Here is a 19,047-nt window from a genome sequence, read left to right on the forward strand (position 1 = left end):
CATTGAATGGCTGCGCACAGGCTGGACCGCACGCATCGGCCAGCCCAAGGGACATTCAGGAGATCCCATGCAAGTTCAGGTCGTCGACTACCGCGCGCCCGATGCGGCCGAGAAGTTCACCCGTTCCCTGCACGAAACCGGCTTCGGCGTGCTGACCAACCACCCCATCCGCCAGGCCCTTGTCGAGAAGATCTACGCCGACTGGCTGTCCTTCTTCAACGGCGAGGCCAAGCACGGTTTCGCGTTCTCTAAAGAGACCCAGGATGGCTATTTCTCGACCGAGATCTCCGAAACCGCGAAGGGTTTCAAGCAGAAGGACATCAAGGAGTACTTCCATATCTACCCTTGGGGCCGCATCCCGCCGCAACTGAAGGAAGATGCGCTCGCCTACTACCGCGAGGCCAACGCGCTGGCCGAGGAACTGCTGGGCTGGGTAGAGCGCTACACGCCGCCCGAGATAGCGGTCAAGTACCGCGAGCCGCTGTCCAACATGATCAAGGGCAGCACCAAGACGCTGCTGCGCGTGCTGCGCTACCCGCCGCTGACTGGCCAGGAGCCTGAAGGATCCCTGCGCGCCGCGCCGCATGGCGACATCAACCTGCTCACCATCCTGCCTGCCGCCAACGAGCCTGGCCTGCAGGTGCTGGGCAAGGACGACGCCTGGCACGATGTGCCCTGCGACTTCGGCACGCTGACCATCAACATCGGCGACATGCTGCAGGAAGCCTCCGAAGGCTACTACCCATCGACCCAGCACCGCGTCGTCAACCCCACCGGTGAAGGCGCGAGGAAGAGCCGCGTATCCCTGCCGCTGTTCCTGCATCCGCGCGACGACGTGATCCTGAGCGACCGCTATACCGCGAACAGCTACCTCGACGAACGCCTGCGCGAGCTGGGCGTGAAGACCTGAACCTCATCATCGAGATCCACCCCGAAGCGCCGCCCAAGCCGGCGCCCGGGGCACCCTGCAACGGCTGCGGTGTCTGCTGCCTGGTCGAGCCCTGCCCGCTGGGCGCCGTGCTGAGCCGGCGCATCAAGGGAGCCTGCGTCGCGCTGCGCTGGGAGGGCGAGCGCTATGTCTGCGGCGTGCTGACGTCGCAACCCCGTGGCATCCGAGGCTGGCTGGTGCGGCGCTGGATCGCGGCCGGCGCCGGTTGCGATTGCTCACTGGAACTTGGGGACAAGCCCTAGGCGCCTACCCGAGGCACGCGACTACATTTTTTGGCTTCCGCCGCCCCAAGGAAGCTGCATGAAATCCGCCCTCCGACTGCTGCCCCTGTTCGCCGCGCTGGCGTTGTCCACGGCCATGGCCGCCCCGCTGCGCTGGGCCGCGCAGAACGACATCCTGACGCTGGACCCGCATTCGCAGGACCACAATGTCTCCAACTCCATCGGCACCCACATCTACGAAGGCCTCACAAGGCTGAGCAAAGAATACCGGCCGGAGCCGTCACTCGCCACCAGGTGGACCTACATCTCCCAAACCCAGGTGCGCTTTGACCTACGCAAGGGTGTGAAGTTCCACGACGGCTCCCCGTTTACGGCGGACGATGTGGTCTTCAGCTTCGGCCGCATCACGCAACCCCAGGGCACCAAGCAGACCTATGTGTCCGGCATCAAGGAGGTCAGGAAGATCGACGACCACACGGTCGACTTCCTCCTCGAGGCCCCTACGCCGATGCTGCTGCAGAACATCATCAGCTTCCCCATCATGAGCAAGGCCTGGTCGGTGAAGAACAACGCCACCAACACCCAGGACTACAAGGCCAAGGAAGAGAACTACGCCTCACGCAACGCCAACGGCACAGGCCCCTACAAGCTGGTGAGTTGGCAGCCCGATCAGGCCGTGAAGATGGTGGCCAACAGGGACTGGTGGGACAAAAACCCGGGCAATGTCACGGAGCTCAGCTATCTGCCGATCAAGTCCGCACCGACGCGCGTGGCGGCCCTGCTGTCAGGCGACGTGGACATCGTCACCGACCTGCCTCCGCAGGACTTCTTCAGGCTCAAGGAGGCCGGCAAGGTCAAGCTGCTGGAAGGCCCGGAAATTCGGACCATCTTCTTCGTCATGGACGAGGGCAGTGACGAGTTGCGCGAGTCCAGCGTGAAAGGCAAGAACCCCTTCAAGGACAAGCGCGTGCGCGAAGCGATGAACCTGGCGCTGGACCGCGAGGCCATCAAGCGCAGCATCATGCGCGGCCTGTCCGTACCGGCGGCGCTGATGATTCCGCCGGGCGTCAATGGCTACGACGCAGCGTTGGACGCGCCGGTCAAGCCCGACCTCGACAAGGCCCGCAAGCTGCTCGCCGAGGCCGGCTACCCGCAGGGCTTCGAGGTACCGCTGCATTGCCCCAACAACCGCTACGTGAACGACGAACAGGTCTGCCAGGCGGCCGTGTCCATGTGGGCCAAAGTGGGCGTCAAGGTGCGCCTCATCGCGGCGCCATTCGCCACGCACAGCCAAACCTTCCAGCGTGGCGAGTCGCCCTTCTACATGCTGGGCTGGGGCGTCTCCACCTACGACGCGCTGTACGGCATGCAGGCCTGGGGCCATACCCGCACCAATGGCGCCGACGGCAACTTCAACTTCGGCAAGGTCAGTGACGCGACGTTGGACGGCCTGATCCAGAAGATCAAGTTCGAGCCGGACGCGCCCAAGCGAAACGCCCTCATCAAGGAGGCGCTGCTGCGCATTCGCGACGAATCGCTGTTTATCCCCATCCACCATCAGATCAGGCCGTGGGCTATGAAGCCGGGTGTCGAGACGATCCATCGCTCCAACGACTACTTCGAAGCCCGATACACCACCATCAAATGAAATCCATCACCCCCCTCGCTGCGACCCTGCTGCTCGCTTCGACCACCAGCCTTACATGCGCCAACACCCTGCGCTGGGCCGCGCAGAACGACATCCAGACGCTGGACCCGCATTCGCAGAACCACTCCGCCACGTCGACGATCACGGGCTACGTCTACGAAGGATTGACTCGCTACACCGAGAAGTTCGAGGTCGAGCCAGCGTTGGCGGCGAAATGGACCTACGTCACCCCCACCCAGCTGCGCTTTGACCTGCGCCGTGGCGTGAAATTCCACGATGGAACACCTTTCACGGCCGACGATGTCCTCTTCAGCCTCCAGCGCATCAGGCACCCAGCCAGCAACATGATCATCTACGCCTCCGGCATCAAGGAGGTGAAGAAGATCGACGATTTCACGGTCGACCTCCTCCTCGACGGCCCCAGTCCGGTCCTCACGCGCAACCTGACCTACGTGCGCATCCTCAGCAGGTCCTGGGCGACCAAGAACCGCTCTGAGAATCCGCAGGACTTCAAGGCCAAAGAGGATACCTACGCCTCACGCAACGCGATGGGCACTGGGCCTTTCAAGGTTACTGGCTGGACACCCGACCAGAAGCTCACCATGGTGGCCAACAAGGACTGGTGGGACAAGCCAAAGGGCAACATCAGCGAGGTGACCTACCTGCCGATCAAGTCCGACGCCACACGTGTGGCGGCTCTGCTGTCGGGCGCGCTGGACCTACTGACCGACCTGCCCCCACAGGACGTGGCCAAGCTCAAGGCTGACCCTCGCCTCAAGGTCATCGACGGGCCGGAGAACCGCACCATCTTCTTCGCGCTGGACATCGGCAGCGACGAGATCAGGGGTTCGAGCGTCAAGGGCAGGAACCCCTTCAAGGACAGACGGGTGCGTGAGGCCATGTCGCTGGCCATCGACCGCGAGGCCATCCGGCGCAGCCTAATGCGCGGCCTGTCCATCCCGGCGGCCATCATGGTCGCGCCGGTGGCCTACGGCTGGTCGGCGGACCTGGACACGGTGGCCAAGCCCGACATCAGCCGCGCCAAGCAGTTGCTGGCGGATGCCGGCTACGCCGATGGATTCGACGTGCCCCTGGCCTGCCCCAACGACCGTTACGTCAACGACGAGGAGATCTGCCAGGCTGTGGTGTCGATGTGGGCGCGCGTAGGCATCAAGACCAAGCTGACGACACAGCCCATGACACAGCATTCGGCGGCGATGCAGCGCTACGAACTGCCGCTCTACCTGTACGGCTGGGGCGTGACGACCTTCGACGCGCAATACACGCTGCAGGACATCGTCCATACCAAGACCGGTGGCGCTGACGGCAAGGGCAATTTTTCGCGCGTCAGCGATGTCAAGGTGGACGCGCTGGTGCAGCAGATGAAAGTAGAGATCGACGTACCCAGGCGCCTGGCGCTGATGCAAGAGGCGCTCAAACGCACGCGCGACGAAGTCCTCTTCATCCCCATTCACCACCAGGTGCGCCCCTGGGCAATGAAGGCTGGGTTGACAATCCCGCACTCGGCCAACGATGCCCCCCAGGCCAAGTGGGCGACGATGAAGTGATGGAATGATGCGGGGTTCATGAAGCCCCCCGTCATCAACTTCTCCACCCTGCAGGCGACCGTCGAGGTCGCCGCCACGCTCGCATTCGCACTCTCGGGCCTGCTGGCCGGCGCGCGCAAGCAACTCGACGTCGTTGGGCTATGCGTCGTCGCAGGACTTTCGGCATTCGGCGGTGGCACGCTGCGTGACGTGCTGCTGGACCGCCGACCCTTTTTCTGGGTCGAGCATGCGGACTGGCTGTGGGTGCTCATGGGGCTTTGCCTTGCGGCCATGCTGCTGATGCGGCGCCGCCACCTAGCGCTGACTGAGCGCGCCATCCAGTGGCCCGACGCTCTCGGCCTGGGCCTGTTCACCGCCAACGGCACGCTGGTTGCACTTGACGCCGGCATGCCTGCCATCGTGGCCGTGCTGATGGGTGTCATCACCGCCGTGTTCGGCGGCGTGCTGCGCGACATCGTCTGCAATGAGATCCCCGCGGCCTTCCACGACCACCGCCCCTATGCGCTGTGCAGCTTCGTCGGCGGCTGGGTGCTGGTAGCGACGGTGGCACTCGACTGGCCGCAGTGGGCCACGATCAGCGCGGCCGCCGCGACGGCAATGTTGCTGCGCGGCTTGGCTCTGTGGGCGGGCTGGACGCTGCCAGCCTGGCGCATCAACAAGCGCTGAACGGCCGTCGCGAAACGCGACGCCCCCTAGCTTCGACACTGCTCCTCTCCTTTGTGGAGGTGGCGGAGCGACCTGCCGCCTAAATTGGATTTCACCGATCCGGAGATGCGCCCGCATCAGCCCATCGGTGGGCCGCACTCGCTTTCGGTCGAGCTCTCGACGCGGCCTCTGCATAGGAGATCAGCATGAGCAAGCCAGTGCTTGAAGTCGTCGCCCTCAAGGAAAGCCTCGAGGAACAGCTGCTGAAGCGACCGGGCGTCACCGCGGTGGACGTTGGGTTCAAGTACGTCGGCGGCCAACGCACCGACGAAGTCGCGATCCGTGTAATGGTGGCGCAAAAGAAGAGCGACTTGCCGGCCGCGGAACGGGTGCCCGACCATTTCGATGGCGTCAAGACAGACGTCATCGAGCGCCGTTACTTCTTGCATGACGCGATGAAGAACAAGAAGCGCGAAAGCGAGATCGGCCTGCAGGCGGACGCCACCAACTACGACCCGGTCAAGGGCGGCATCAGCATTGGCCCCTGCCGCGCCGTCGGCGGCTTCGTCTTCGTGGGCACGCTGGGCGCCATCGTTAAGGACAACGCCAGCGGCAACCCGCTGCTGCTGTCCAACTTCCATGTCATGTGCATAGACAACGGCTGGCATGCAGGCGACACCATGGCTCAGCCCGGTCGCGTGGATGGCGGGCAGTGCCCGGCCAACGTGGTTGGCGCGCTGCAACGCGCGGCGTTGACAGCCAAGGTCGACTGCGCGGTCTCCTCGCTGTCAGGGCGAGGCTACTCCTGCGAGATCGTCGACATCGGCAAGGTCGCCGGCACCGCCACGGCTACGCTGAACATGCCAGTGCGCAAGCGCGGCCGCACGACCGGACTGACCTACGGGTTTGTGGACAGCATCAGCCTGTCGGTCAACATCGACTACGGCAACGGCATCGGCGTGAAGACGCTGACCAACCAGATCGGCATCCGCCCCGACACCACCCACAACACCGCCTTCGGTGACCACGGCGACTCAGGCTCGGCCGTGGTGGACGGCACGGTACACGTGGTGGGCCTGCACTTTGCTGGCAGCAGCGACGGGCACGGCATCGCCAACCAAATCGCCGACGTGCTGTCGGCCCTGAACGTCAGCATGTGCACGGCTACCTCCAAGGCCCTTATCAAGGACTTCAAGGATCACAAGCACGAGAAGGTCGAAGTCAAGGAGCACAAGATCGAGAAGCTCGAGCACAAGGAACTCAAGATCGAGAAGCTGGAGCACAAGGAACTGAAGTTCGAGAAGAGAGTGCCCGAACTGCCGCCGGGCAAGATCATCGTGGAAGGGCCGACCTTCCCGACACAGCCCGGCGACCCCGCCTTCCCGGGCCTGCCAGGCCAACCGGGCGCAGGCATGCAGGGCGCACTGGCCGGCGCCGCGCCGAAGCTCACCGACAAGCCTCTGGAAAAGATCAAGCCGGAGATCAAGGACTTCAAGCAGGAGTCCAAGGATCACAAGGACTCCAAAGATCACAAGGAGATCAAGGAACACAAGGATCACAAGGACGCCAAGGACAACCCCGATCACAAGCAGTTCAAGGATGCCAAGGATCACAAGGACCAGAAGGAACACAAGGAGCTCAAGGACCACCACAAGGAGTTCAAGATCGAGAAGCTGGAGTTCGAGAAGCCGCCAGCCACGGAGAACATCGATCCCAAGCTGCTTGTCGAGACCGGCCCGCAACTACCGCCGGGCATCGATCCCGCAGGGCCGGGCGGTGGCCTGGAGCAACGCATGGCGCAACTAGAGGCCATCGTGGCGAGCCTCTCCACCTTCATCTCGCCCGAGCTGAGGCCCGACCTAGGCAGCGGTGCGCTGACGAACGAACAGGACGGCTGCAAGGGCTGCTAGGCCCGGCAAGCCACGGCACGGCTGCGCCCCCATGTGGCTGGTTCTCTGTGACGCCCATGATGCGGCCGCTGCATGGGCCGCCCGGCAACTGAGTGCTTGCGGCCTGCAGCCGCTGGAGGTCCTCAGCGCCGACCAACTGGCGCTGAGCGACTTCCAGGAACACCGTCTCGAAGGCCGCCACGGCTGGACTTTGCGCCTGCGTACCGAGGCGGGCCTGCAAGTCGACGGCGCTTCGCTGCAGGGCGTTCTGAACCGCCTGTACACGGTGCCCATAGCCCACTGGCGGCAAGCACCGGAGGCTGATCAGGCCTATGTACAGCAGGAGCTGGTGGCCTTCTTCCTCAGCTGGCTGCACGCGCTGCGCTGCCCAGTGATCAACCGGCCGACGCCCCAGGGCCTATGCGGCCCATGGCGCATGGAATCCGAATGGGCCTGGCTCGCGCGCCGGGCTGGGCTGCCGGTGGCAACCTACCGCCAGACCTCGCGCGACCGCATCGATGAAGCGCGCGGTGTGCGTCGGCTGGTGCCTCAGGGCGCGCTCGTCGGCACCGCTCTGGTGACGTGCGGGCGCACCTTCGGGCTGGCCCTGCCGCCGACTGTTTCCGAGGCCTGCCTGCGTCTGGCCGAACTGAGCGGCACCTCGCTGTTGGGCATCGACTTCGTGGGCCATGAGCAGCAAGCCTGGTCGTTCGCCGGCGCCAGCCCGACACCAGACCTGCGGCTGGGCGGCGAGGCCTTGATCGCAACGCTGATGGACGCCCTGACGCGCCACCGGGAGGCTGCGTGATCCTGTTGTGCGGGATCCCCTCCGAGTCGCCACTGGCTCTGGTCGGCGAGGCGCTGGACCGCCTCGGCGCGCCCTATCGCTGGTTCAACCAGCGCCATTTCGAGCACACCGAGATGGCCTTCGAGCTCGATGACGCGGGCCTGAGCGGTTGGCTGGAGATCGATGGCGAAGGCATCGCGCTGGATGGCGTGCGAGGCGTCTACTCGCGACTCATGGACCACGCTCGCCTGCCCGAGCTGAAGGGCGAGCCGCCCGACTCGCCACTGACCCGGCATTGCAACGCACTGCACGACACGCTGATCCGCTGGACCGAGATCAGCACGGCCCGCGTGGTGAATCGCATCGCGGCCATGGGGTCGAACTCCTCCAAACCCTATCAGGCGCAGTTGATCCGCGAACACGGTTTCGAGGTTCCGGCCTCGCTGATCACCACCGATCCCCGCGCGGTGCTGGCGTTTCGAGAACAGCACGGCCGCATCATCTACAAGTCCATCAGCGGTGTGCGCTCCATCGTGCAGACCTTCGACGAGAAGGACCTGGCCCGGCTGGCCTCGGTTCGCTGGTGCCCTACGCAGTTCCAGGCCTATGTGCCTGGCACCGACGTGCGCGTGCACGTGGTGGGTCAGCGCGTGTTTGCGACCCGCATCGAGTCCGACGCAGTGGACTATCGCTACGCCAGGAGCCAGGTCGGCGAAGCCGCCCGCCTGAAGGCCACGGAGCTCAGCGACGAGTTATCGCAGCGCTGCGTGGCCCTCACCCGCGCATTGGGCCTGGAGTTCTCAGGCATCGACCTGCGACTGACGCCGGACGAACAGGTGTTCTGCTTCGAGGTGAATCCGTGCCCAGGCTACAGCTATTTCGAAGCCAACAGCGGGCAGGCCATCTCCATGGCCGTGGCCAACCACCTGGCCTGGAACGACTGAAGGCGCAGCGTCCGCTATTGCAGCCCGAAGCGCCGCTCGATCACCTCGACGCGCACGCCTTCGACACTTGCCGGAAGCGCTGGCGCGGCGGCAAGCGAGGCGACATAGACGCGGATCACGAACTCCGCCGCATGCTGGCCGAGATCCACCCCCGTCACCCCGGGGAGCGCGAGCACTCCCGTCTCGAAACGGGCCTTGATCTGCAAGGCTTGCTCTTCAGTGACGAGGGCGCCCATGACGATGCTCCGCAATGATTGCAAGAGTCAAATATGTCGCACGACGAGCCGTTGTCAACTCTCGCCGCAGCCAATCGGCCACGTGATCTCAGTGCGAATGCACCGAGCGCAGGTGCGAGCCGGGTGCGGGCGGCGTTCCCTCCTGCGCAGCGGCAGCCAAGCCGCTGAGGATGCCGCACTGTTCAACACTTTGCGCCGCTGCGCAGCGCTGGCGCAGTTCCTTGAGCTGCTTCTCCAGCGCTCGCAGCTCGCGGATACGCCGCGACACATGACCTATGTGCGCGTCCAGCAGCGCATTCACGTCGCCACAGTCGCCTCCCGGCGCATCCTTGACCCGCAGCAGCACGCGCACCTCGTCCAGCGACATGTCCAGACCCCTGCAATAGCGGATGAACTGCAACCGCTCCAGGTGACCAGGCTCGTAGACCCGGAAGCCCCCCTGCGTGCGTCCCGGCGCGGGCAACAGGCCCTCGCGCTCGTAGTAACGGATGGTGTCGACGGCGGTGGCCGAGGCGGTTGCGAGGTCTCCGATCTTCATAACGGGCTTCCGGCTGGTGTCGGGTCTCAGTTTAGGCCCTTGACTCTGGAGCTGCTCCAGGGATTCCAATAGCCGCATGAGTTCTCACGACCACGCCCATGCCGGGCATTCGCACGCCGGCCACGACCATCACGACCACGCTCACGCGCCGGCAACTGCACCCAGTTGCTGCGACGGCGGTGGTGCCTCTGCGACAGCCCCGCTGCCGGCATCCGCCGGAGGGTTGCTGCTACGCATCCCGGCGATGGACTGCCCTACGGAGGAAGGTCAGATCCGCCGTGCGCTCGAGGGCTTCCCAGACGTGCGCCGCCTGCACTTCGACCTTCCCGCCCGTGCGCTTACGGTGGATGCGCCGCCGGCCTCGTGGGCAGCTGTGACGGCCGCCATCGCCAGGGCAGGCTTCAAGACCGAGACGCTGTCTGCTCCCCCTGCCTCCGAGGACACGGCCCAGGCCAGGCGCAAGGAACTAGTCCGCCTGGTGGCCGCGCTGGTCGTCGCCACCGGCGCCGAACTCCTGCACTTCCTAGCCCCCGACGGCACCCTCTGGCACCTCGCCGGCATGGCAGTCGCTGCGCTAGCCATCGCGCTATCGGGCCTGTCGGTGTTCGGCAAGGGTCTGTCGTCTCTGACACGCGGCCAGCTCAACATCAACGCGCTGATGTCGGTCGCCGTCATCGGCGCCTTCGTCATCGGCCAGTGGCCCGAAGCCGCCATGGTGATGGCGCTGTACTCACTCGCGGAACTGATCGAGGCCCGCTCGGTGGAGCGGGCGCGCAACGCCATCACCGGGTTGCTTGCACTGTCACCCGAGCAGGCCGAGGTGCGTCAGCCCGATGGCCGCTGGGCCCGCCTGGAGGCCAGGGCCGTAACCGTAGGCGCCATCGTGCGCGTGAAACCAGGCGAGCGCTTCGCGCTTGACGGTCGGGTAACGGCCGGCCAGGGCGCCGTGGACCAGTCGCCCGTCACAGGCGAGAGCATCCCGGTCGACAAGGCCCCCGGCGACGCAGTCTTCGCCGGCACCATCAACCAGAGCGGTGCGCTGGAGTTCGAGGTCACCCGGCCGGCCGGCGACACGGTGCTGGCCGGCATCATCCACGCCGTCGAGGCCGCGCAGGGCCAGCGCGCACCGACGCAGCGCTTTGTCGACCGCTTCGCCGCCGTCTACACGCCCGCCGTCTTCGTGCTGGCGCTTGCCGTGGCCGTGGGCACCCCGCTGCTGCTGGGCTGGCCCTGGCTCACCGGCATCTACAAGGCGCTGGTGCTGCTTGTCATCGCCTGCCCCTGCGCGCTGGTGATCTCCACGCCAGTCACCGTCGTCAGCGGGCTGGCGGCCGCGGCGAGGCAGGGCATCCTGATCAAGGGTGGCGTGCATCTGGAAGAGGCTCGCAAGCTCAAGGTGCTGGCGCTGGACAAGACTGGCACGCTCACTGAGGGGCGCCCCCGCCTCGTCGCGCAGCAAGTGCTGGTTACCGGCCAGGACGCGGCCCTGGTAGTGCAGCTTGCGCACAGCCTCGCGGCGCGCTCGGACCATCCGGTCTCCCAGGCCATCGCCGCCGGGCTGCCGGCCGACGCGCTGCCGGTGCAGAACTTCGGTGCGGACCTGGGACGCGGCGTGCACGGCCGCATCGCTGAGCAGGATCTGGTCCTAGGCAACCACCGCTGGATCCATGAGCGCGGTCAGTGCTCGCCCGAGCTGGAGACACTGATGCAGGAGCACGAAGCGCAGGGCCGTACCGTGTCGCTTCTGGCCGGCGCCGACCGTGTGCTAGCCCTATTCGCCGTGGCCGACCGTCCGCGTGCCACCAGCCGCGAAGCCGTGGCCGAGCTGCAGGCCTTGGGCGTACATCCCGTCATGCTGACGGGCGACAACCCATCCACCGCCCGGGCCATTGCCAGCCAGGTGGGCATCGCCGACGTGCGCGCTGAACTGTTGCCACAGGACAAGCAGCAGGCCGTCGGCGCCCTGAGCGCGCAAGGACCGGTGGGCATGGTGGGCGACGGCGTCAATGACGCACCCAGCCTGGCCGCTGCGGCCGTTGGCTTCTCCATGGGTGCCGCAGGCACCGACACGGCCAAGGAGGCAGCGGACGTGCTCATCATGAACGACGACCTGCGCAGGCTGCCCGAGGTCATCCGCCTGTCGCGGCGCACCTACGCCGTGCTGTGGCAGAACATCTCGCTGGCGCTGGGCATCAAGGCAGTGTTCTTCGCGCTGGCCGTGTTCGGCAGCGCGACGATGTGGATGGCCGTATTCGCGGACATGGGCGCCAGCCTGCTGGTGGTGTTCAACGGTCTGCGGCTGCTGCGCGGCGTGGCGCGCTGAGCCACCGGTCGGTCGGGCTTGCGTTTCCCTCCCTCCGCTGTCGATTCGTCGCAGGCAGGTCGCCCGGCGGGTGCACCGCCGGCACAGTCCGGGGCATTGCAACCCACCGAGTGCCTCCGCCATGACTTCTACCATCCCCCTCTGGCCCTTCGCCATCCTCGCTGTCCTGGTGATCCTGGGCTATCGCCAGTCCCGCGACCGCGTGATCCAGCCTGGCACGCTCGCCAAGGTAGCGCTGGCCATGCTTGCCCTGTCCCTGTACGGCGTGACCGCTGCCTTCGGCGCCCACGTCGTCCCGGTACTCGCCTGGGCGGCTGGTTTCGCCGCTGCGGTCTTCGTTGCCGGCCCGGTCTTCGCGCCGCGCGGCCTGGTTCGCGAAGGCCAGGCCGTGCGCGTGCCAGGCAGTTGGCTGCCGCTGGGCCTGATGGTCGGCATCTTCGCGGCCAAGTTCGTGCTTGGCTACGCCACCGGCGTCGACGCACACGTGGTCCACGAGGTCTGGTTCATTGCTGCGGCGAGCGCGGTGTTCGGGCTTCTCAGTGGCGCCTTTGCCGCGCGCGCTACCGCAGTGCGCCGCTTCGTGCGCACCGTGCCCGCCGCTTGAGACGGTGCCCACGAACGCCAACGGCCGCCCTAGGGCGGCCGTTGTCCTTTCAGGGCGATGCCTTCAGCTCACAGCGCCAGACGCGCCCGTGCCGCCGCGTACTCGCGCTTCAGTCGTCCGATCAGCTCCGCCGCCGGCACAACCTGCTTGACGGCGCCTATGCCCTGACCACTGCCCCAGATGTCCTTCCAGGCCTTGGCCGCGCCGCCGCCGAAGTTCATCTTGCTGGGGTCGCTCTCCGGAAGGTTCTCGGGGTCCAGGCCCGCCGCCACGACCGAGCCGCGCAGGTAGTTTCCGTGCACGCCGGTAAAAAGGTTGCTGTAGACGATGTCGTCGCTGTTACTGGCGACGATCATCTGTTTGTACTCGTCGCTGGCGCGTGCCTCAGCGGTAGCAATGAAAGCCGAGCCGATGTAGGCCAGGTCCGCGCCCATGGCCTGCGCGGCAAGGATGGCATCACCCGTGCCCATGGAGCCCGACAGCGCCAGCGGGCCGTCGAACCACTCTCGGATCTCGTGGACAAGGGCGAACGGGCTCTTCACGCCAGCATGGCCGCCAGCGCCGGCAGCCACGGCGATGAGGCCATCGGCCCCCTTCTCGATGGCCTTTTTCGCGAACTTGTTGTTGATGATGTCGTGCAGAACGATACCGCCCCAGGCGTGCACGGCCTGGTTCACGTCCTCGCGCGCGCCCAGACTCGTGATGATGATGGGCACCTTGTACTTGGCGCAGACCTGCATGTCGTGCTCGAGCCGCTCGTTGCTCTTGTGCACGATCTGGTTGATCGCGAACGGCGCGGCCGGGCGGTCCGGGTTTGCACGGTTCCAGGCTGCCAGCGTCTCGGTGATTTCGGCCAGCCATTCGTCGAGCAATTCGGCGGGGCGGGCATTCAGCGCCGGCATGGAGCCGACGATGCCGGACTTGCACTGCTCGATGACGAGCTTGGGGTTGCTGATGATGAACAGCGGCGAGCCGATGACCGGCAGCGGCAGGTTCTTCAGGATGGGAGGCAGGGCCAAAACAGTCTCCGTCAAAAAGCTTCGAGGCTCAGTTCAGTGACGCTGTCGGCACCATCCACGATGGCAGCCCGCAGCGACGCGGTACGCGGCAGGATGTGCTCGGCGTAGAAGCGCGCCGTCGTGATCTTCGCGGCCATGAATTCCTTGTCAGTCGCCAACGCGTCTTCCGCGGCGATCAGCGCACGGGACAGTTGCCAGCCCGCGACGAGATTGCCCGCCAGCATCAGGTAGGGCACAGAGCCGGCATAGGCGGCATTCGGGTTGCCCTTGGCTTTAGCCGCGATGAAGTCCACCACGGCGAGGAAGTCCTCGCGCGAGGCGCGCAGGCCCTTCAGCACCGCACGGGCGGCGGCACTGTCGCGCTTGGCGAGTTCGCCTTCCGTCACTTCGATCTGGCCGGCGATGCCGCGCGCCAGTTGCCCCCCATCGCGCGCCGTCTTGCGTCCGACAAGATCGTTGGCCTGGATGGCCGTGGTGCCCTCGTAGATGGTCAGGATCTTGGCGTCACGGTAGTACTGTGCCGCACCGGTCTCCTCGATGAAGCCCATACCACCATGCACCTGCACGCCCAAGGACGTGACCTCCAGGCTCATCTCGGTGCTGTAGCCCTTCACCAGCGGCACCATGAAGTCGTAGAAGGCCTGGTTCTGCTTGCGGGCCTCCGCATCGGGATGGTGATGGGCCGCGTCGAAAGCAGCAGCCGCGGTGCTCGCCATCGCGCGGCAGCCCTCGGTCAGCGAGCGCATGGTCATCAGCATGCGACGCACGTCGGGGTGATGGATGATGGCCGCACTGCCTGCCACCGAGCCGTCCACGGGACGTGACTGCACACGGTCCTTCGCATAGGCCACGGCCTTCTGGTAGGCACGATCGGCGATGGCAATACCTTGCAGGCCCACGCCGTAGCGGGCCGCATTCATCATGATGAACATGTACTCCAGGCCACGGTTCTCCTGGCCGATCAGCGTGCCGATGGCGCCGCCATGGTCGCCGAACTGCAGCACGGCCGTGGGGCTGGCCTTGATGCCCATCTTGTGCTCGATGGACACGCAATGCGCGTCGTTGCGTGCGCCCAGCGAGCCATCCGCGTTGACGAGGAACTTTGGCACCAGGAACAGGCTGATGCCCTTCACGCCCTCCGGTGCGCCGGCGACGCGAGCCAGCACAAGGTGGACGATGTTCTCGGCCATGTCGTGCTCTCCGTAGGTAATGAAGATCTTGGTGCCGAAGATCTTGTACGTACCGTCAGGCTGCGGCTCGGCGCGGGTGCGCACGAGTGCCAGATCCGAGCCCGCCTGGGGTTCGGTCAGGTTCATCGTGCCCGTCCACGAGCCGTCCAGCAGCTTGGGGATGAAGACGTTGCGCTGCTCGTCGCTCCCCGCGGTCAGCAGCGCCTCTACGGCGCCGTCGGTCAGCAGCGGGCACAGCGCGAAGCTCATGTTGGCCGACTGCAGCATTTCGTTGCAGGCCGCGGCGATGGTCTTGGGCGCCCCCTGGCCGCCGAACTCGGTCGGATGCACGAGCCCCTGCCATCCGCCCTCGGCGTAAGCACGGAAGGCCTCCTTGAAGCCGGGCGTCGTGGTGACGACGCCGTCTCTCCAGCTCGACGGGTTCTTGTCACCTTCGAAGTTCAGCGGTGCAATGACGTCCTGCGTCAGCTTGGCGCACTCCTCCAGCACGGCGCCAGCGGTGTCCAGGCCGAAATCGGCGAAGGCGGGAATTTGCTCGGCCAGCGTCTCCAGGCCGGCAAGGTGCCGGATGTTGAAGAGCATGTCCTTAACGGGGGCTTGGTAACTCATTTGTTCCTCCAGACGGAGACAAAAAGGGCGCCGCGACGACTGTGGTCGGGGCGCCCGAGTGCGTTTGGCAGGGGCAGGTTTACAGCGCGTTGACGAGTTCCGGCACGGCCGTGAACAGGTCGGCTTCGAGGCCGTAGTCAGCCACCGAGAAGATCGGGGCTTCCGGATCCTTGTTGATGGCGACGATCACCTTGGAGTCCTTCATGCCGGCCAGATGCTGGATGGCGCCGGAGATACCGGCCGCGATGTAGAGCTGGGGGGCCACGATCTTGCCGGTCTGGCCCACCTGCCAGTCGTTGGGGGCATAGCCCGCATCGACGGCGGCGCGCGAAGCACCCAGGGCAGCGCCGAGCTTGTCCGCCAGCGGCGTCAGCACTTCCATGAACTTCTCGTTGGAGCCCAGCGCACGGCCGCCGGACACGATGATCTTGGCGGCAGTCAGCTCGGGGCGGTCGCTCTTGGTGACCTCACGGCCGACGAAGCTGCTCTTGCCCGAGTCAGTCGCAGTCGCTGCCGATTCGACGGGAGCCGAGCCGCCCGAGCTGGCAGCCGGGTCGAAGCCGGTCGTGCGCACGGTGATGACCTTCACGGCGTCGGCGCTCTGCACTGTAGCGATGGCGTTGCCGGCGTAGATGGGGCGTTCGAAGGTGTCGCCGCTGACCACCTTTGTGATGTCGCTCACCTGGGCCACGTCCAGCAGGGCAGCGACGCGCGGCGCGACGTTCTTGCCCGCGGCGGTTGCCGGGAACAGGATGTGGCTGTAGCCCGAAGCCAGCGCAACCACCTGCGCAGCGACGTTCTCGGCCAGGCCTTCAGCCAGCGCGGCGGCATCGGCGTGCAGCACCTTGGCGACGCCGGCGATCTGGCCCGCAGCGGCAGCGGCGGCCGCAGCGTTGTGACCGGCGACCAGCACGTGCACGTCACCACCCAAGGCGGCGGCGGCGGTGACGGTGTTCAGGGTGGCGCCCTTGATCAAGGCGTTGTCGTGTTCGGCAATGACGAGTGCGGTCATCTCAAAGTCTCCAGATTCGGGGCAGCGGTCAGATGACCTTGGCTTCGGTCTTCAGCTTCGTCACCAGCGTGGCGACGTCCGGCACCTTGACGCCGGCGCCGCGCTTGGGCGGCTCGCTGACCTTCAACGTCTTGATGCGCGGCGCCACGTCCACGCCCAGGTCCGCCGGCTTGACGATGTCGAGCTGCTTCTTCTTGGCCTTCATGATGTTGGGCAGCGTCACGTAGCGCGGCTCGTTCAGGCGCAGGTCGGTCGTCACGACGGCCGGCAGGCTCAGGGCCACCGTCTCGAGGCCACCGTCCACTTCGCGCGTCACGTTGACCTTGTCGCCGGCCACTTCAACCTTCGAGGCGAAGGTGCCCTGCGGCATGCCGGTCAGCGCGGCCAGCATCTGGCCGGTCTGGTTGCAATCGTCGTCGATGGCCTGCTTGCCCAGGATGACCAGGCTCGGCCCCTCCTTGTCGACCAGCGCCTTCAACAACTTGGCGACAGCCAGCGGCTGCAGCTCCGCGTCGGTCTCCACCAGGATGGCACGGTCGGCGCCGATGGCCATGGCGGTTCGCAGGGTCTCCTGGCATTGCGCGACGCCGCAGGACACAGCGATCACCTCGCCGCCCTCGCCCAGGGCGCCCTTCTCCTTCAGCCGCACGGCCTCTTCGACTGCGATCTCGTCGAAGGGGTTCATCGACATCTTCACGTTGGCGATATCCACGCCCGTGCCGTCGCTCTTCACGCGCACCTTGACGTTGTAGTCGACCACGCGTTTGACAGGGACCAAGACCTTCATCGAAAACTCCAGCTCGAATTGACGTAAACGTTAATTTGATTCTACGGGCCGCTGCCGGCGGAGCCACGTACAAAAAAGCACGATCGTTCGATTCTAGCCAGGAGGCGGTCCGCGTCGGACGAAGTCTTTTGGAGAGGCCTCTCGAACAGCGACGCTAGACTGTTCGCGCCCATGCAGACCGACTCCTCTTCACGCCGGGAAATCGGCGTCTTCGACTCCGGCGTCGGTGGCTTCACAGTGTTGCGCGAGCTGCGTGCCCTGCTGCCCACCGCACGCCTGCGCTACCTGGCTGATGCCGCCTACGCCCCCTACGGCAGCCGTAGCCCCGAGGACATCCGCGCCCGCAGCCTCGCGATCACGGAGCACCTGATCGATCGGGGCGCGGGCCTCATCGTCATCGCCTGCAACACGGCAACGGCGCACGCCATCGACGCACTGCGCGAGCGCTGGCCCGCCCTGCCGTTCGTTGGCACCGAGCCCGGCATCAAGCCAGCCGTCGCGATGTCGCGCAACGGCCGCATAGGGCTGCTGGCCACGCCGGCCACCGCATCGAGCGCCCGACTACGCGCGCTGATAGCCCGTCACGCGGGCGGCCGCGAAGTGGTGGTCCAGGGCTGCCCAGGCATCGTCGATCACATTGAGGCGGGCGATGTCGACAGCACTGAGTTGCGCTTACTGGTCGAGCATCACTGTGCAGCACTGCGCACAGCCGGCGTCGACACAGCCCTGCTTGGCTGTACGCACTACCCCTTGATCGAACCGCTTTGGCAGGCGGCCCTCGGGGCCGATGTGAAGCTACTGCGCATCGAGACGGCCGTGGCGCGGCGCGCGGCCGAGCTGTGGACGCCCACGCCTGGCCAACCCAGCCTGGAAATCGAAACCAGCGGCGATCCCGCCGCGCTGCAAGCCTGGATCGCCCGGGTACTGGGCTGGGGCGAGCTCGACGTCCGGGCCTGCTGCGCCCGCAAGGAGCCTGCATGAACATTGGAGAAGCTGCCGCCGCTTCGGGCGTGTCCGCCAAGATGATGCGCCACTATGAGAGCGTGGCGCTGCTGCCACCGGCCAACCGTACCGAGTCCGGCTATCGGCAGTACACCGACAAGGACGTCCACACGCTGCGCTTCATTCGCCGCGCGCGCGACCTGGGCTTCTCCATCGATGAGATACGCGACCTGCTGAGCCTCTGGCAGGACCGCGGGCGCTCCAGCCGGCAGGTCAAGGCGCTTGCCCAGCTGCACCTGGAGGACCTTCAGACGAAGATCAACGAGATCCAGGCCATGAAGACGGCCCTGGAGCATCTCGTGCACTGCTGCCACGGCGACGAGCGGCCTGATTGCCCGATCCTGCGAGGGCTTGAGTCCGGAAGCGCCCAAGGCGCACGGGCATCGGGCTCCTCCACGCTGCAGGCGCGCAAGCCCGCCGGCCACGAAGGCCATCGCTGAAAGGCGACGGTGATCGGAAAAACGTGGTGCCCCGGGCCGGACTCGAACCGGCATGCCGCGATGAAGCGGCGACGGATTTTCTTACCCCTTCGGCTTTCGCCGCCGCGCTGCCGCGTTTGGAGTCTGGAATGCGCCTTGGCCATAGCGCTGTCGCCAGCCGCCTTAGGCCCCCGCCGTCCACTCTCTACACCTTCCTCGCTGGCGAGGCTTGGCTCGGCGTTACCTCGGCCGGCTGGCCAGGGGATTCGCCGACTTTGACGGGATTCACGCCGGCCGTTTCCGCACCGGGTGCTCAAATTTCATCAAGTCCGCTGTGTCTACCGATTTCACCACCGGGGCACGCCGGCAGTTTAAGGGAAGCGAAGAGCTGCTTCATTGCACAAAGCGGACCGGAAAAGAAAACGGGAGATCCGACGAATCGGATCTCCCGTGAAGCCTGGAGCGGGATAAGAGGCTCGAACTCTCGACCTATACCTTGGCAAGGTATCGCTCTACCAACTGAGCTAATCCCGCATCGGACGGGCCTTGCGGCACGCCGTGGCGTAAACACTGGAGCGGGTAACGAGGCTCGAACTCGTGACCTCAACCTTGGCAAGGTTGCGCTCTACCAACTGAGCTACACCCGCATGAGTGCTA

Annotated in this window: 18 protein-coding genes and 2 tRNA genes; 12 read left to right on the forward strand and 8 right to left on the reverse strand. The window is 65.9% G+C overall.

Annotation, left to right across the window (positions count from 1 at the left end):
* Positions 1–67 precede the first annotated feature (67 nt).
* The 8 genes from QM732_RS15420 (at position 68) to QM732_RS15455 (ending at position 8,651) form a co-directional block, all read left to right on the forward strand.
* Positions 68–910 (forward strand): 2OG-Fe(II) oxygenase family protein, encoded by an 843-nt coding sequence (locus QM732_RS15420; RefSeq protein ID WP_415656994.1) that lies wholly within the window; start codon positions 68–70, stop codon positions 908–910.
* A 107-nt stretch (positions 911–1,017) separates the two neighbouring features.
* The gene (locus QM732_RS15425) at positions 1,018–1,191 is read left to right on the forward strand and encodes a hypothetical protein (RefSeq protein ID WP_415656995.1); all 174 of its coding nucleotides are present in this window, start codon (positions 1,018–1,020) and stop codon (positions 1,189–1,191) included.
* A 58-nt stretch (positions 1,192–1,249) separates the two neighbouring features.
* A complete protein-coding gene (locus tag QM732_RS15430) occupies positions 1,250–2,818 on the forward strand; it encodes an ABC transporter substrate-binding protein (protein ID WP_415656996.1) in 1,569 nt (522 codons plus the stop codon).
* Positions 2,815–4,386 carry an ABC transporter substrate-binding protein gene (locus QM732_RS15435; RefSeq protein ID WP_415656997.1) on the forward strand — a complete coding sequence of 524 codons (1,572 nt, stop codon included), beginning with the start codon at positions 2,815–2,817 and terminating at the stop codon, positions 4,384–4,386. The genes QM732_RS15430 and QM732_RS15435 overlap by 4 nt, the downstream gene beginning before the upstream one ends.
* A gap of 18 nt (positions 4,387–4,404) precedes the next feature.
* Positions 4,405–5,052, forward strand: coding sequence for a trimeric intracellular cation channel family protein (locus tag QM732_RS15440; protein WP_415656998.1), 648 nt, complete (start codon positions 4,405–4,407; stop codon positions 5,050–5,052).
* Positions 5,053–5,237: 185 nt separating this feature from the next.
* Complete coding sequence (locus QM732_RS15445) at positions 5,238–6,941, forward strand: hypothetical protein (RefSeq protein ID WP_415656999.1); 1,704 nt, start codon at positions 5,238–5,240, stop codon at positions 6,939–6,941.
* Positions 6,942–6,972: 31 nt separating this feature from the next.
* Positions 6,973–7,728, forward strand: coding sequence for a hypothetical protein (locus QM732_RS15450; protein WP_415657000.1), 756 nt, complete (start codon positions 6,973–6,975; stop codon positions 7,726–7,728).
* On the forward strand, positions 7,725–8,651 hold the full coding sequence (locus QM732_RS15455; RefSeq protein WP_415657001.1) for an ATP-grasp domain-containing protein: 927 nt from the start codon (positions 7,725–7,727) through the stop codon (positions 8,649–8,651). The genes QM732_RS15450 and QM732_RS15455 overlap by 4 nt, the downstream gene beginning before the upstream one ends.
* 14 nt (positions 8,652–8,665) lie before the next feature.
* On the opposite strand, the gene QM732_RS15460 is transcribed toward QM732_RS15455, so the two are convergent.
* Together QM732_RS15460 and cadR are read right to left on the reverse strand one after the other, a co-directional pair.
* Complete coding sequence (locus QM732_RS15460) at positions 8,666–8,887, reverse strand: hypothetical protein (protein WP_415657002.1); 222 nt, start codon at positions 8,885–8,887, stop codon at positions 8,666–8,668.
* A gap of 88 nt (positions 8,888–8,975) precedes the next feature.
* Positions 8,976–9,425 (reverse strand): Cd(II)/Pb(II)-responsive transcriptional regulator, encoded by a 450-nt coding sequence (cadR, locus tag QM732_RS15465; protein ID WP_415657003.1) that lies wholly within the window; start codon positions 9,423–9,425, stop codon positions 8,976–8,978.
* Between the two features lie 76 nt (positions 9,426–9,501).
* On the opposite strand from cadR, the gene QM732_RS15470 reads away from it, so the two are divergent.
* A complete protein-coding gene (locus QM732_RS15470) occupies positions 9,502–11,748 on the forward strand; it encodes a heavy metal translocating P-type ATPase (RefSeq protein WP_415657004.1) in 2,247 nt (748 codons plus the stop codon).
* A gap of 121 nt (positions 11,749–11,869) precedes the next feature.
* Positions 11,870–12,352, forward strand: a complete 483-nt coding sequence (locus tag QM732_RS15475; RefSeq protein WP_415657005.1) for a DUF6622 family protein — start codon at positions 11,870–11,872, stop codon at positions 12,350–12,352.
* A gap of 68 nt (positions 12,353–12,420) precedes the next feature.
* On the opposite strand, the gene QM732_RS15480 is transcribed toward QM732_RS15475, so the two are convergent.
* The 4 genes from QM732_RS15480 to QM732_RS15495 form a co-directional block, all read right to left on the reverse strand.
* Positions 12,421–13,371: an NAD(P)H-dependent flavin oxidoreductase gene (locus tag QM732_RS15480; RefSeq protein ID WP_415657006.1), complete on the reverse strand. Its 951-nt coding sequence runs from the start codon at positions 13,369–13,371 to the stop codon at positions 12,421–12,423.
* 11 nt (positions 13,372–13,382) lie between these two features.
* Positions 13,383–15,170, reverse strand: coding sequence for an acyl-CoA dehydrogenase (locus QM732_RS15485; RefSeq protein ID WP_415657007.1), 1,788 nt, complete (start codon positions 15,168–15,170; stop codon positions 13,383–13,385).
* Between the two features lie 79 nt (positions 15,171–15,249).
* Positions 15,250–16,182, reverse strand: coding sequence for an electron transfer flavoprotein subunit alpha/FixB family protein (locus QM732_RS15490; protein WP_415657008.1), 933 nt, complete (start codon positions 16,180–16,182; stop codon positions 15,250–15,252).
* Between the two features lie 28 nt (positions 16,183–16,210).
* On the reverse strand, positions 16,211–16,969 hold the full coding sequence (locus tag QM732_RS15495; RefSeq protein ID WP_415657009.1) for an electron transfer flavoprotein subunit beta/FixA family protein: 759 nt from the start codon (positions 16,967–16,969) through the stop codon (positions 16,211–16,213).
* A 171-nt stretch (positions 16,970–17,140) separates the two neighbouring features.
* On the opposite strand from QM732_RS15495, the gene murI reads away from it, so the two are divergent.
* Together murI and cueR are read left to right on the forward strand one after the other, a co-directional pair.
* Complete coding sequence (murI, locus tag QM732_RS15500) at positions 17,141–17,950, forward strand: glutamate racemase (RefSeq protein ID WP_415657010.1); 810 nt, start codon at positions 17,141–17,143, stop codon at positions 17,948–17,950.
* Positions 17,947–18,411 carry a Cu(I)-responsive transcriptional regulator gene (cueR, locus tag QM732_RS15505; protein WP_415657011.1) on the forward strand — a complete coding sequence of 155 codons (465 nt, stop codon included), beginning with the start codon at positions 17,947–17,949 and terminating at the stop codon, positions 18,409–18,411. The genes murI and cueR overlap by 4 nt, the downstream gene beginning before the upstream one ends.
* A 437-nt stretch (positions 18,412–18,848) precedes the next feature.
* On the opposite strand, the gene QM732_RS15510 is transcribed toward cueR, so the two are convergent.
* Positions 18,849–18,924, reverse strand: a tRNA-Gly gene (locus QM732_RS15510).
* A 37-nt stretch (positions 18,925–18,961) separates the two neighbouring features.
* A tRNA-Gly gene (locus QM732_RS15515) sits at positions 18,962–19,037 on the reverse strand.
* Positions 19,038–19,047: the final 10 nt, after the last annotated feature.

The organism is Roseateles sp. (assembly GCF_047654805.1).
In the GTDB taxonomy this organism is placed as follows: domain Bacteria; phylum Pseudomonadota; class Gammaproteobacteria; order Burkholderiales; family Burkholderiaceae_C; genus Pelomonas.

Excerpts from the sequence above, each read along its gene's own strand:
- QM732_RS15420 (WP_415656994.1), top strand. The coding sequence starts at position 68 with ATGCAAGTTCAGGTCGTCGACTACCGCGCGCCCGATGCGGCCGAGAAG.
- QM732_RS15430 (WP_415656996.1), top strand. The coding sequence starts at position 1,250 with ATGAAATCCGCCCTCCGACTGCTGCCCCTGTTCGCCGCGCTGGCGTTG.
- QM732_RS15435 (WP_415656997.1), top strand. The coding sequence starts at position 2,815 with ATGAAATCCATCACCCCCCTCGCTGCGACCCTGCTGCTCGCTTCGACC.
- QM732_RS15440 (WP_415656998.1), top strand. The coding sequence starts at position 4,405 with ATGAAGCCCCCCGTCATCAACTTCTCCACCCTGCAGGCGACCGTCGAG.
- QM732_RS15445 (WP_415656999.1), top strand. The coding sequence starts at position 5,238 with ATGAGCAAGCCAGTGCTTGAAGTCGTCGCCCTCAAGGAAAGCCTCGAG.
- QM732_RS15450 (WP_415657000.1), top strand. The coding sequence starts at position 6,973 with ATGTGGCTGGTTCTCTGTGACGCCCATGATGCGGCCGCTGCATGGGCC.
- QM732_RS15460 (WP_415657002.1), bottom strand. The coding sequence starts at position 8,887 with ATGGGCGCCCTCGTCACTGAAGAGCAAGCCTTGCAGATCAAGGCCCGT.
- cadR (WP_415657003.1), bottom strand. The coding sequence starts at position 9,425 with ATGAAGATCGGAGACCTCGCAACCGCCTCGGCCACCGCCGTCGACACC.
- QM732_RS15470 (WP_415657004.1), top strand. The coding sequence starts at position 9,502 with ATGAGTTCTCACGACCACGCCCATGCCGGGCATTCGCACGCCGGCCAC.
- QM732_RS15475 (WP_415657005.1), top strand. The coding sequence starts at position 11,870 with ATGACTTCTACCATCCCCCTCTGGCCCTTCGCCATCCTCGCTGTCCTG.
- QM732_RS15485 (WP_415657007.1), bottom strand. The coding sequence starts at position 15,170 with ATGAGTTACCAAGCCCCCGTTAAGGACATGCTCTTCAACATCCGGCAC.
- QM732_RS15490 (WP_415657008.1), bottom strand. The coding sequence starts at position 16,182 with ATGACCGCACTCGTCATTGCCGAACACGACAACGCCTTGATCAAGGGC.
- QM732_RS15495 (WP_415657009.1), bottom strand. The coding sequence starts at position 16,969 with ATGAAGGTCTTGGTCCCTGTCAAACGCGTGGTCGACTACAACGTCAAG.
- murI (WP_415657010.1), top strand. The coding sequence starts at position 17,141 with ATGCAGACCGACTCCTCTTCACGCCGGGAAATCGGCGTCTTCGACTCC.
- cueR (WP_415657011.1), top strand. The coding sequence starts at position 17,947 with ATGAACATTGGAGAAGCTGCCGCCGCTTCGGGCGTGTCCGCCAAGATG.